The 13,080-nt window shown below is 72.5% G+C and carries 10 protein-coding genes; 6 read left to right on the top strand and 4 right to left on the bottom strand.

Annotated elements, in window-relative coordinates; genetic code table 11:
- Position 1: 1 nt before the first annotated feature.
- The 4 genes from M3147_RS04790 to M3147_RS04805 are packed head-to-tail and all read right to left on the bottom strand — an operon-like array spanning position 2 to position 4,144.
- Positions 2 to 973 carry an AAA family ATPase gene (locus tag M3147_RS04790; RefSeq protein ID WP_251202341.1) on the bottom strand — a complete coding sequence of 324 codons (972 nt, stop codon included), beginning with the start codon at positions 971 to 973 and terminating at the stop codon, positions 2 to 4.
- A complete protein-coding gene (locus M3147_RS04795; RefSeq protein WP_251202342.1) occupies positions 970 to 2,238 on the bottom strand; it encodes a DUF4350 domain-containing protein in 1,269 nt (422 codons plus the stop codon). Before M3147_RS04795 ends, M3147_RS04790 begins: the two co-directional genes overlap by 4 nt.
- Positions 2,235 to 2,885 (bottom strand): DUF4129 domain-containing protein, encoded by a 651-nt coding sequence (locus M3147_RS04800; RefSeq protein WP_251202343.1) that lies wholly within the window; start codon positions 2,883 to 2,885, stop codon positions 2,235 to 2,237. Before M3147_RS04800 ends, M3147_RS04795 begins: the two co-directional genes overlap by 4 nt.
- 5 nt (positions 2,886 to 2,890) lie before the next feature.
- Positions 2,891 to 4,144: a hypothetical protein gene (locus M3147_RS04805; protein WP_251202344.1), complete on the bottom strand. Its 1,254-nt coding sequence runs from the start codon at positions 4,142 to 4,144 to the stop codon at positions 2,891 to 2,893.
- Between the two features lie 174 nt (positions 4,145 to 4,318).
- Here M3147_RS04805 and mtrA point away from each other — a divergent pair, with 174 nt between their 5' ends.
- From mtrA to secA, 6 genes are all read left to right on the top strand, one after another.
- Positions 4,319 to 4,999: an MtrAB system response regulator MtrA gene (mtrA, locus tag M3147_RS04810; protein WP_251202345.1), complete on the top strand. Its 681-nt coding sequence runs from the start codon at positions 4,319 to 4,321 to the stop codon at positions 4,997 to 4,999.
- Between the two features lie 3 nt (positions 5,000 to 5,002).
- Entirely contained in the window at positions 5,003 to 6,670 is a 1,668-nt protein-coding gene (gene mtrB / locus M3147_RS04815; protein ID WP_251202346.1) for an MtrAB system histidine kinase MtrB, read from the top strand.
- On the top strand, positions 6,663 to 8,339 hold the full coding sequence (locus M3147_RS04820; RefSeq protein WP_251202347.1) for an LpqB family beta-propeller domain-containing protein: 1,677 nt from the start codon (positions 6,663 to 6,665) through the stop codon (positions 8,337 to 8,339). The genes mtrB and M3147_RS04820 overlap by 8 nt, the downstream gene beginning before the upstream one ends.
- A gap of 96 nt (positions 8,340 to 8,435) precedes the next feature.
- Positions 8,436 to 9,137 carry a ComF family protein gene (locus M3147_RS04825; protein ID WP_251202348.1) on the top strand — a complete coding sequence of 234 codons (702 nt, stop codon included), beginning with the start codon at positions 8,436 to 8,438 and terminating at the stop codon, positions 9,135 to 9,137.
- Between the two features lie 90 nt (positions 9,138 to 9,227).
- A complete protein-coding gene (hpf, locus tag M3147_RS04830; RefSeq protein WP_251202349.1) occupies positions 9,228 to 9,932 on the top strand; it encodes a ribosome hibernation-promoting factor, HPF/YfiA family in 705 nt (234 codons plus the stop codon).
- Between the two features lie 223 nt (positions 9,933 to 10,155).
- Positions 10,156 to 12,957, top strand: a complete 2,802-nt coding sequence (gene secA, locus M3147_RS04835) for a preprotein translocase subunit SecA (protein WP_251202350.1) — start codon at positions 10,156 to 10,158, stop codon at positions 12,955 to 12,957.
- The last annotated feature ends 123 nt before the right edge of the window (positions 12,958 to 13,080 follow it).

The following is a 13,080-nucleotide window of genomic DNA, read 5'->3' on the forward strand; positions in this document are numbered from 1 at the left end:
CTCAGAGGGGAACCCGAACCTGCTGGACGATGCCGCGCAGCACCTGGTCGACGGCGACGCCCTCGAGCTCGGCCTCGGGCCGCAGCTGGACGCGGTGACGCCAGACCGGCAGCAGCATCGCCTGCACGTGGTCGGGGGTCAGCCGATCGTAGCCGGTCAGCCAGGCCCACGCCTTCGCCGCCGCGAGCAGCCCCGTCGCCGCGCGGGGGCTGACGCCGAGCCGGAGCGACGGCGCGCGGCGGGTGGCCCGGGCCAGGTCGACGAGGTACGCGAGCACGTCGTCGGAGGCGCCGACCCGGCCCGCGGCGGCCCGCGCGGCGGCGAGCTCGCCGGCCGAGAGCACGGGCTCGACTCCGGCGGCCGCCAGATCGTGGGGGCTGAATCCGTCGGCGTGCCGGCGCAGCATCGCGAACTCCGCGTCGCGCTCGGGCACCTCGAGCACGAGCTTCATCAGGAAGCGGTCGAGCTGCGCCTCGGGCAGCGAGTAGGTGCCCTCGTATTCGATGGGGTTCTGGGTGGCCGCCACGAGGAACGGGTCGGGGAGGGGGCGGGTGACGCCGTCGGCGGAGACCTGCCGTTCCTCCATGGCCTCGAGCAGCGCGGACTGGGTCTTCGGCGGCGTGCGGTTGATCTCGTCGGCGAGGAGCAGATTCGTGAACACCGGGCCCTCGCGGAACGCGAACTCCCCGGAGCGCGGGTCGTAGGCGAGGGAGCCCGTGACATCGCCCGGCATCAGGTCGGGGGTGAACTGCAGCCGGCGGGTCTCGAGCCGGAGGGTGCGGCTCAGGGTGCGCACGAGCAGCGTCTTGGCGACGCCGGGCACCCCCTCGAGGAGCACGTGGCCGTCGGCGAGCAGCGCGATGATGAGGCCCGTGATCGCGCCGTCCTGGCCGACGACGGCCTTGCCGACTTCGGCGCGCACACGGTTCAGGGCGTCGCGCAGCTCGGCGTCCGTCTGGATGGGGTCGGTCATGAGGGCCTTCCTGGTCGTTCGGTGGTCTGCGTGAGGTCGGCGTCGGGCCGGAGCGTTCGCCGCACCTCGGCCTCGAGCTCGTGGATGCCGGCGGCGAGCTCGACCAGCCGCCGGTCGTCGGCGGGCTCCTCGCCGACGAGCAGCCGCTCGGTGGCGTACGGGTCGCGGCCGGTCGCCAGCGCGGCGGCGAGGGCGATCTCTCGGGCGTCCGCCGAGCGAGGCAGCTTCAGCACGCCGGTCAGCCGGCCGAGCGCGCCGATCCTGAGCTGATCGAGCGCGTGGGTGCGCACCGCGCTGCGCTCGTAGAGGCGTGCGCGGCCCTCTCTCGTCTCGGCGACCGGGACGTCGACGACGAGGTCCTCCGCGACGAGCGGCCCGAAGCGGCGGCCCCGCCAGACGGCCGCCACGACGACGAGCACGATGGCGAGCAGGATGGTCGGGGTGACCCAGCCCGGGGTGAGCTCGCCGAGGGTGGGAGCCGTGGACGCGTCGACGTCCTCGATGCCGGGGACATACCAGGCGAGCTCGGCGGTCTGCCCGAGCAGCCCGAGCGCGAGCGCGGCGTTCCCGGCCTCGTCGACGGTGTCGTTCGCGAACGCCGTGGCCGCGGCGACGATCGCGACGCGGCCGCCCTCGCTCGGCCCTTCGGCGACGGCGACGCCGAACTCGCCGTCGGGGAAGCAGCCCTGCCAGCCCTCGGCCTGTGCCTCGTCGTCGACGCGGAGCAGCCGTTGCCCGTCCGACAGGGTCCCGGCCCGCTCCGCCGCCGGGAGGCGGCAGTCGGCTCCTTCGATCGCCCCGCTCGCAGCGCCGGCGAGCCGCACCCCGTCGACGAGTGCGGAGAGCGAGGCGAAGCCAGGTTCGACGACGACGAGCCGCTCGGCCGCGTGGCTGAGCTCGGCGAGGCGATCGGGGTCGAGGAAGCCCGCGGAGTCGGCGACGACGACGGTCGCTCCCGCACGGGCGGCGTCCTCGGCGTCGTCGAAGGCCGACACCTCGCGGACGTCGACGCCCTGTGCGCGGAGCACTTCGACGACGGCCTTCGCCCCGGCGGGACCGGGGTTGTCCGCGCCGAGCGCGGGGCCGCCGCCCCCCGGTGCTCCCTGGAGCAGGATCAGGGCGGCCGCCCCGAGGATCGCGACGGCGGCGATGGCGATCCAGGTGCGCGCACGACGGAGCCCGCCCCGGAGCGTCGGGGTGAGCGAGGTCGCCTGGGCGGGGCCGGCCGCGTCCTGCTCGGCGGGCGGCGCCTCCCGGCGGCTCATACGGGCACCGCCGGCCGGGCGGGCGCCGGTTCACTCGGCGTCGTGGCGGCGAGCCTCGTCTCGAGCTCGGTGAGCTGCTCGTACTCCGCCACCCCGCCGCTGCGGCCCAGATAGCGGACTTCGTCGAACGCGCGCGCGCCCTGCTGCAGCGCGGCCGAGGCGTCGGGGAACGGCGTCGCCGCGGCGGTCGCGATCGCGTGCGCGGTCGTGCCGGGGTGGATGCGCACGAGCTCGCGCTCGACGAGACCGCGGGCGAGCGCCCGGAACCGCTCCTCGATCGCGAGCGGCCAGTCGCCCGCCTGCGCCGCGAGCTCGGCGGCCCGACGGAGCTCGTCGAGCCCCCGGACGTCGCGGTCGTCGAACAGCGGCACCTGCGCGGCCCGCCGACGGCGGAGCCTCGGGAGGCCGAAGACCAGCAGGCCGACCACGACGAGTGCGACCACGATCAGCACCACGATGCCGATGACGAACGGCTGCGGGACCCCGCCCGCGCCGGAGAACAGCTCGTTCAGCGCCTCGCCGATGCGCTGCATCAGCCGGTCGAACCAGCTCGGCTCCGCCGCACGGTACTCCGGCTTCGCCAGCTCGTCGATGAGCCACCGCCGGGCCTCCTCGGCGTCCGGATCGACCGGGATCTCGATGCGCACGGGGCTCAAGCCCAGGTCGGCGCGGTCGCGGAGGGCGTCGCGGACGGCGCGAAGGGGTCGCCGACCGGGTAGCCCGCCTCGCGGAGCTCGACGTGCCGTTGCAGGACGAGGTCGAGTCCCTCCTTGCGCATGCGGAGGTCGACGTAGACGACCGCCACGACGGCGGACTGGACGACGGCCGTGACCGCGCCGATGACGAGCGAGAGCACCATCGAGATGGCGTACACGGCGATGATCGCCCCCGTGCCGCTGCCCGTGCCGGTCGGGTCGACGAGGCCGGCGATGATGCCGCCGATGAGGCTGACGGGCGTGGTCACGAGCTGCGCGGCGAAGGAGAGGATCACGGCCACGAGGGCCTCGACGCCGAAGGTGCGCCAGAAGTACCCGTTCGTGAGCTGCCACGACCGTGCGATCCCGCGCCCGACCCCGGCCCCCTCCATCACGATGACGCTCGGCACCAGGGAGAGCTTGACGGCCAACCAGACGGCGACCGCCCCGATGGCGAGGGCGACGACGCCGATGATGAGCACGGTCGCGACGACCCCGCCGACTCCGCCGGACGTGGTCGATGCGAAGCCGACGCCCACGAGGATGCCGAACAGCACGAGCGCGACGATCGCGATGATGACCGCGAGCGCGACGAGGAGCGTCCAGCCGATGAGGGGCCAGATGCGCCGGGCGGTGCGTCGCCAGAGCTCGCCGAAGCGGAGCCGCTCGCCGAGGGTGCTGCTCGCCACCTCGACGACCATGATGCCCTGCAGGAACGCGCTGCCCACGACGGACAGCGCCAGCGGGATCAGCATCAGGAGGAGGAAGCCGCCGATGGCGCCGGCGGTGACGGCATCCTGGTCGGCGGCGCTCGCGGACCCGACCCGCGACGTCATGGCGAAGAAGAACGGGACGAACGCGCCGACGGTCGTGAGCGCCACGACGAGCTGCACGATGAGGCCGCTGCCGAGCACGGGGCCGGGGTTGCGCCGCAGGGTGCGGAACGGCGCCCACATGAGGGTGCCGAACCCGAGCGGGCGGAGCGGCAGGAGGCCCGGCTTCGGCGGCGGCGTCCAGCCGGGCTGGGGTGCGCCGTACCCGGGCGGCTGGGGCGGGCCGTATCCCGGCTGGGGTGCGCCGTATCCCGGCTGGGGTGCGCCGTACCCGGGCTGCGGTGCGCCGGGCGCCGCCCACCCGCCCGCGGGAGTCCCGCCGTTCACCGGCGGCGGCCACGCGCCCTGTCCGGGCGCCTGCCACTGCGGATCGGTCACGAAGGGCTCCTTCCGGCGGTCTCCCCATGCTTTCACATCCAGCGCGGGACGCGCGTCCGCCCCGCACTGTCCGGCCGGGGAACGCCGGGTTCCAGCCTCGTCCGTCGTCGAGCGGCTACGCTTGGACGACCGGCCACGTCGCAGAAGCCCCGGCCCGAGCGGAGATGTGAATCGATGTCCCAACGCATCCTGGTCGTCGACGACGACACGGCCCTCGCCGAGATGATCGGCATCGTGCTGCGTTCCGAGGGCTTCGAGCCGCTGTTCTGCGCCGACGGCGCGCAGGCCGTCGAGGCGTTCCGCGAGGCGCGACCGGATCTCGTGCTCCTCGATCTCATGCTGCCCGGCATGGACGGCATCGAGGTCTGCGGCCGCATCCGCGCCGAGTCGGGGACCCCGATCATCATGCTCACGGCGAAGAGCGACACGACCGATGTCGTGCGCGGCCTCGAGTCGGGCGCGGACGACTACATCGTGAAGCCCTTCAATCCGAAGGAGCTCATCGCCCGCATCCGCACGCGCCTGCGCCCCGCCCCCGAGCAGGCTCCCGAGACGCTCGGCGTCGGCGATCTCGTCATCGACGTCGCGGGGCACGAGGTGCGGCGCGGCGACGAGCGCATCAACCTCACACCGCTCGAGTTCGACCTGCTGCACACCCTCGCCGCGAAACCGCAGCAAGTGTTCACCCGCGAGATGCTCCTCGAACAGGTCTGGGGCTACCACTACAAGGCCGACACCCGGCTCGTGAACGTGCACGTCCAGCGCCTCCGGGCCAAGGTCGAGCACGACCCGGACAACCCCCGCATCGTCATGACCGTGCGCGGCGTGGGCTACCGCGCCGGCGCCACCACCTAGCCCATGAGCACGGCCGAGGCGGCGCCGGCGACGCTGCGGATCGGCCGCTGGCGAGGCATCCCGCGGCGGCTGGCGACCCTGTGGCGCCACTCGCTGCAGTTCCGCACCGTGCTGATCACCCTGGCGTTGTCCGGGCTCGCCATCCTCGTGATCGGGCTGTACATCAGCTTCAGCGTCGCCTCCAATCTCTTCCAGACGCAGCTCGAGCAGGTGCTGGGCTCGTCCAACAACGCGACCGCGGCGGCGCAGCGCATCCTGAACCCCTCCGACGCCTCCGACCAGGCGGCCATGCAGTCCCTGATGGACTCGACGGTGAAGATCGTGCAGTCGAGCTCGGGCAGCTCGCTCATCGGCGTGTACCGCGCGCCCGACCAGGACCCGTCGACGATCGCCCCCCTCGGCAGCATCGCGCCCGGCCTCGAGGCGGTCCTCAGCGACGAGCTGCGCGAACGGGTGCAGGAGAACCCCGGCGGCCAGTTCTGGCAGTCGGTCGCGCTCGACGACGGCGAGGGCGGGACGGACCCCGGGGTGGTGGTCGGCTCCGACCTGCAGGTGCCCGGTGCCGGGCGCTACGAGCTGTACATCGGCTACGACTTCGCGGACGCCCAGCAGACCCTCGACCAGATGCAGGCCACGGGCATCGTCGGGGCGATCGCGCTGCTCGCGCTGCTCGCGGTCATCACCCTCCTCGTCGTGCGGTGGGTCATCGAACCGATCCGCACCGCGGCCGTGACCAGCCGACGGCTCGCGGCCGGCGACCTCGGCGTGCGGATGCCGGAGAAGGGCGAGGACGAGCTCGCCACGCTCGCGGCCTCCTTCAACGGCATGGCCGACAGCCTGCAGGCCCGCATCCGCGAGCTCGCCGAGCTCTCGGTCGTGCAGCAGCGCTTCGTGTCCGACGTCTCGCACGAACTCCGCACGCCGCTCACGACCATCCGGCTCGCGGGGGACGTGCTCTACGGCCAGCGCGACGACTTCCCGGGCCCGACGGCGAGGACGGTCGAGCTCCTGCACACCCAGACCGACCGCTTCGAGCAGCTCCTCGCCGACCTCCTCGAGATCAGTCGATACGACGCCGGCTCGGTGGAGCTCGCGACCGAGCCGACGAACCTGGTGCACCTGGCGGGCGACGCCATCGAGTCGATGCACGAGCTCGCGCAGGAGCGCGGCAGCGAGCTCCGCCTCGACGCGCCCGGCGGCCACCTCGACGCGCACGTCGACCCCCGGCGGATCCGTCGCATCGTCCGCAACCTCCTCGGCAACGCGATCGAGCACGGCGAGGGACGGCCCATCGTGATCGCCGTCGACTCGAACGAGCAGGCGGTCGCGCTGAGCGTCCGCGACTACGGGCTCGGGATGAGCGACGAGGAGCAGTCGCACGTCTTCGACCGGTTCTGGCGCGCCGACCCGAGCCGGACCCGGACGATCGGCGGCACCGGGCTCGGGCTCGCGATCTCGCTCGAGGACGCGGTCGCCCACGGCGGCGCGCTCGACGTCTGGTCTCGGCCCGGCGTCGGCACGCTCTTCCGGCTGACTGTGCCGCGGATGGCCGGCGGCGAGATCGCCTCCTCGCCGCTGCCGCTGATCCCGGTCGACCCGGAGGCCGTCGGGCCCGGGGCGCCGAACGCGATGACGACCGACACGAAGAGCCTGGGGGTGCCCGATGCGTAGGGGGATCGCGCTCGCCGCGGCGGCGCTCGCCGCCCTGCTGCTGGCGAGCTGTGCGTCGCTGCCGAGCTCCGGCGGGGTGAACGCCGGCAGCCCGGGCACGGGCGACGAGGCGCTCGAGCTCGACCTGCAGGCCCCCTCGCCGACGGAGGGCGCGAGCCAGGAGGAGATCCTCCGCGGCTTCATCAACGCGGCGACGAGCCCGCGGAGCAACTACGCCGTGGCGAGGCAGTACCTGGCGCCCGAGTTCGCCGACGAGTGGCAGCCGGGCGAGGGCGCCACGATCGACCGATTCGCCGATCGCGACACGGTCCGCGTGAACGACGGCGAGCTCCGGATCGACGCGGTGCCGGCCGCGGAACTCGCGGCGAACGGGCAGTACCAGGCGGCGCAGTCGCAGGCGCCGATCCAGCTCGACTACCGCTTCGCGCGGGTCGGCGGCGAGTGGCGGATCAGCGAGGCCCCCGCCGGCGTGCTGATGGACGAGTCGAACTTCTCCCGCGTGTACCGCACCCACACCCTCTACTACTACGATCGCGACTTCCGCTTCGCGGTGCCGGACGTGCGCTGGTTCGCGGGGCGCGAGTCGGTGCAGACGAGCATCGTGCGGGCGCTCCTCGCCGGCCCGGCGGACTGGCTCGACGCCGGCGTGGTCTCGGCGTTCCCCGAGGGGGTGCGGCTCGATCCGGACGCGGTCCCGATCGACGGCGGCATCGCCGACGTCTCGCTCGAGGGCGTGCCGGCCGATGACGAGCTGGCGTCGCAACGCATGCGCTTCCAGCTGAAGGAGAGCCTCGCCTCGGTGCCGAACGTGGACGACGTGCAGCTCTCGCTCGACGGGACGGTCCAGGGTGGCGCGCTCACCTTCGCCGCCGTGACCGACCCGGTCGGCGACTCGAGGCCCGTCGTCTACGACGGCACCACCTTCGGCCGTCTCGTCGCCAACGGCGGCGGGATCGAGCCGATCCCCGGGCTGTCCGACCAGGTCGCGGCGCTGCTGCCGACGGCGGCGGCGCTCGCCCCGGAAGCGCAGTCGGCGGCGGTCCGCTCGGTGGAGGGCGACGTCTATCGCGTCCGCCCGGACGAGCAGCCGGTCCGCGTCGACGATCGCGACGGGCTGATCGCGCCCGCCATCGACGGGCAGGGGTACATCTGGACCGTGCCGGCCGGGGCGGCGCGCGAGATCCGCGCCACGGGCACGGACGGCACCACGGTGGCGCTCACCCCGCCCTGGACGGCGAACACCATCGCCTCGATGGAACTCTCCCCGGACGGCACGAGGCTCGTCGCGCTCCTCGACGACGGCACGGGGAGCCGCTTCGTCGCGGTCTCCGTGGGCCGGACGGCCGCCGGTGCGCCCCAGTCGATCGGTTCGGTGCAGCTCGTGCTGGCCGGCGAGGCCGGTGCGGCCGAGGACGTCAGCTGGCTCGACCAGACGACCGTGGCCTCGTTGACCTCCGCGGAGGGCGGCAGCGCGATCGTGAGCCAGGTGCTGGGCGGGCTCGCCACCCGTCGCGACGGACCGGCGGGGGGCGTGCAGATCGACGCGGCGGCGAGCCCTCGGGAGTACCGGGTGCTCACCACGGCCGGCGAGCTCGAGACGGTGAGCGGGGTCGGCTGGCAGGTCCGGGCGGGCGATCTGCGGTTCCTCGGCACCCAGCTCGCCGGCTGAGTCGCGCCCCTCCGTCCCCACGCCGACCCCGGCGTCGTCATCCACGGATCCTCGCTCGGACGTGGCAGCGCGCAATCCCGCTGGAATGGTGGCGGAATGAGGTTCGCCGCGGTCCGCGCCGCCGTCGCCGAGGCGGTCGCGCTCGCACTCCCGGTCTCCTGCGCCGGCTGCGGCGCGTTCGACCGGGCGGTCTGCCGAGCCTGCCGGGCCGAGCTCGTGCCGGCGCCGCGGCTCGTCGTCCGAGACCGCGCCGGGACGGCCCTCACGGCCTGGGCGGGGCTCGCCTACCGCGGAGCGGTCCGCCCCGTGCTCGGCGCCTACAAGGACGGCGGGCGCACCGACGCCGCCCCGGCGCTCGTGCCCGCGCTCGCCGCGTCGATCGACGCGGCGCTCCGGGCCGCGGCCCACCGCACCGGGAGCGCCGGCATCGAACTCTGCACGATCCCGTCGACGCCGTCGGCCATCCGGGCGCGCGGGTACCGCCCGGTCGACCGGTTGCTCGCGCGGCTCGACCTGCGCGCCGCGCGCGTGCTGCGACCGATCGCCGGACACCTCGATCAGGCGGGTCTCGACGCCGAGGCGCGCCGGCGCAACGCGTCGGGCTGGCTGCGGGCCCGCGGGGCCGGAGGGCGCCGCTTCCTGGTGGTCGACGACGTGCTCACGACGGGGGCGACGCTGGCCGCGGCGGTGGCCGCGCTGGAATCTGGCGGTGCCGAGGTCGTGGGGTGCGCGGTGCTGGCCGAGACGCCGCTGCACCGTGATGAACATCGCAGGAGATCCTCGGCGAACTCTCCGTGACAACCGAGCCGAAGCGGGCTACGGTGGCAGCACAGGCGTGGTCCAACCACCCTTCAGAACCGGGTGACACGCCGGGAGATGGAGGCCGTAATGGAACTGAACATCGTCGGACGCAACCTTGGGGTCACCGATCGATTCCGTGCCTACGTCACAGAGAAGGCCGAGAAGGTCTCGCACCTGGCCGAGCGTGCGATCGCGCTGGATGTGAAGCTCGTGCGCCACAGCGAGAAGAACGGCAACCCCGGTCCAGACCGCGTCGAGCTCACGCTCGTCGGGCGCGGTCCCGTCGTCCGGGCGGAGGCGGACGGCAGCGACAAGTACGCCGCGTTCGATGTGGCGCTCGGGCGATTGCTCGAGCGGGTCCGCCGGGCGAAGGATCGGAAGAAGGTGCATCGGGGTGGGGCGCACCGGCCCACCTCGCTCAGAGAAGCTGCCGACGCGGGCTTCGCGGGAGTCGGAGTCCAGGCCGCGGGGGCGGAGGTGCTCGAACAGGTCCGCACCGGCAGCATCCCGGTCGTCGACGAGCAGGAGGACCACGGCGAAGACGAGGTGTACACCCCGGTCGTGATCCGGCGGAAGGTGTTCGCCTCCGCGCCGATGTCGGTCGACGAGGCCCTGTACTTCATGGAACTCGTCGGACACGACTTCTACCTCTTCGTCGACTCCGAGTCGGGCCGGCCGAGCGTCGTCTATCGCCGCAAGGGCTGGGACTACGGGGTCATCGGCATCGACGAGCAGGCTGACGCCGTCGTCGACAGCCCGGTGACGAAGGGACGCGAGGCGGTCGCCTCCTAGAACGTGGGAACGCGCGGGGCATCCGGTCCGAGATCGGATGCCCCGCGTCACGTCCGTCCGCCCGCCCCGACGCGCGCCGCCGCGCCCGGCGCCGGCGTCCCGGCATCCGGCTCGTGTCCAGCTCGCTGGCCACTAGCATGGCTATGATGACCGTCTGCACAGGCGGCAGCGGGCGCGCCCTCCACCCGAGCGGGTGCGGCCGACGACACTGGGAGAGCATTTCGTGGCTTCGATTCTGGAAAAGGTCCTGCGCGTCGGCGAGGGCCGCACCCTCAAGCGCCTCGAGAACTACGCGAAGGCCATCAACGCCCTCGAGGACGACTTCAAGGACCTCAGCGACGAGGAACTGAAGCACGAGACCGTCGAGCTTCGCGAGCGCTACTCGAACGGCGAGTCGCTCGACGACCTGCTGCCCGAGGCGTTCGCGGCCGTGCGCGAGGCCTCTCGCCGCACGCTCGGCCTTCGTCACTTCGACGTGCAGCTCATGGGTGGGGCGGCGCTCCACCTCGGCAACATCGCCGAGATGAAGACCGGTGAGGGCAAGACGCTCGTCGCGACGACCGCGGCGTACCTCAACGCCCTCACGAGTCGCGGCGTCCACATCATCACCGTGAACGACTTCCTCGCCTCGTACCAGTCGGAGCTCATGGGCCGCGTGTTCCGCGCGCTCGGCATGACGACGGGCTGCATCCTCTCCGGGCAGACCCCGCAGCAGCGACGCGAGCAGTACGCGGCCGACATCACCTACGGCACGAACAACGAGTTCGGCTTCGACTACCTGCGCGACAACATGGCGTGGCAGGCCTCCGACATGGTGCAGCGCGGTCACTACTTCGCCATCGTCGACGAGGTCGACTCGATCCTCATCGACGAGGCGCGCACGCCGCTCATCATCTCCGGCCCCGCCTCGGGCGAGGCGAACCGCTGGTTCACCGAGTTCGCCCGGCTCGCCGAACGCCTCGTCCCCGGCGAGGACTTCGAGGTCGACGAGAAGAAGCGCACCGTCGGCGTGCTCGAGCCCGGCATCGAGAAGGTCGAGGACTACCTCGGCATCGACAACCTGTACGAGTCGGCGAACACGCCGCTCATCTCCTTCCTGAACAACTCGATCAAGGCGCGGGCGCTGTTCAAGAAGGACAAGGACTACGTCGTGATGAACGGCGAGGTGCTGATCGTCGACGAGCACACCGGCCGCATCCTCGTCGGCCGCCGCTACAACGAGGGCATCCACCAGGCGATCGAGGCGAAGGAGGGCGTGCAGGTCAAGGCCGAGAACCAGACGCTCGCGACCGTCACCCTGCAGAACTACTTCCGGCTCTACTCGAAGCTCTCCGGCATGACCGGTACCGCCGAGACCGAGGCAGCCGAGTTCATGTCGACGTACAAGCTCGGCGTCGTGCCGATCCCGACGAACAAGCCGATGCAGCGCATCGATCAGCCCGACCTCGTCTACAAGAACGAGGAGTCGAAGTTCGCGCAGGTCGTCGAGGACATCGTCGAGCGGTACAAGAACGGCCAGCCGGTGCTCGTCGGCACGACGAGCGTCGAGAAGAGCGAGTACCTCTCCCGGCTGCTCGCGAAGAAGGGCGTGCGCCACGAGGTCCTGAACGCGAAGAACCACGCGCGCGAGGCCGCGATCATCGCCCAGGCCGGCCGCCACGGCGCCGTCACCGTCGCCACCAACATGGCCGGTCGAGGCACCGACATCATGCTGGGCGGCAACGCCGAGTTCATCGCCGTGCAGCGCATGCACGAGAAGGGCCTGTCGCCGGTCGACACGCCCGAGGAGTACGAGGCCACCTGGGACGAGGTCTTCGCCGAGGTGAAGCGCGAAGTCGAGACCGAGGGCGAGAAGGTCCTCCAGGCCGGTGGGCTGTACGTGCTCGGCACCGAACGGCACGAGTCGCGACGCATCGACAACCAGCTCCGCGGCCGTTCCGGTCGACAGGGCGACCCCGGCGAGAGCCGCTTCTACCTCTCGCTCACCGACGACCTCATGCGCCTGTTCAACGCCGGCGCGGCCGAGAGCATCATGTCGCGCGGCGTGCCCGACGACGTGGCGATCGAGTCGAAGGTCGTCTCCCGGGCCATCCGTTCGGCGCAGTCGCAGGTCGAGGCGCGCAACGCCGAGATCCGCAAGAACGTGCTGAAGTACGACGATGTGCTGAACCGCCAGCGCGAGGCGATCTACTCCGACCGCCGGCACATCCTCGAGGGCGACGACCTGCACGAGCGCACGCAGGCGTTCCTCGAGAACGTCATCGACGAGGTGCTCGACCAGCACACGGCCGAGGGCAACCCCGACGAGTGGGACCTCGACGCGCTGTGGACCGAGCTCAAGACGCTCTACCCGATCGACATCACGATCGACGAGGTCGTCGCCGAGGCCGGCGAGAAGGGGCGGGTCAACCGCGACTTCATCCGCCGCGAGATCCTCTCCGACGCGAAGCTCGCCTATCAGCGCCGCGAGGAGCAGCTCGGCAGCCCGGCGATGCGCGAGCTCGAGCGCCGCGTCGTCCTCTCGGTGATCGACCGCCGCTGGCGCGACCACCTCTACGAGATGGACTATCTGAAGGACGGCATCGGCCTGCGCGCCATGGCGCAGCGCGATCCGCTGGTCGAGTACCAGCGCGAGGGCTACGCGATGTTCCAGCAGATGATGGGCTCGATCCGCGAAGAGACGGTCGGCTTCCTGTTCAACCTCGAGGTCGAGGTCGCGCAGCAGGGCGGCGTCGCGGGGCCGAACATCGAGGCCAAGGGGCTCGGCCGGCAGGCCACCCCCGAGGAGAAGCTCAGCTACACCGCGCCGAGCGATTCTGGCGAGGCCGAGGTGCGCAACCAGCGCGGTCAGCTGCAGCAGGCCGCGACGCAGCGTCTTCGCCGTGCGGTTGCCGAGTCGCAGAGCGAGGGCGCGGGCGAGGCGCCCACCCAGGGCGGTGCCCGGGGCGCCTTCGGGCAGGCCACCGGCGAGGCGGCTCCGCAGAACCGCGCCGAGCGGCGCGCGCAGGACCGCAAGGGCCGCTAGCGGGTCACCGCCGAGACTCGACCGAGGAGGGCCGCGCATCCGAGCGATGCGCGGCCCTCCTCGCGTCGCGTGGCGGTCGGCCGGCGGGGGATGCCGCGTCGATCGCCGGAGGATGCCGCTCCG

The sequence above is a fragment of the Agromyces mediolanus genome, from assembly GCF_023715325.1.
Lineage (GTDB): Bacteria > Actinomycetota > Actinomycetes > Actinomycetales > Microbacteriaceae > Agromyces > Agromyces mediolanus_A.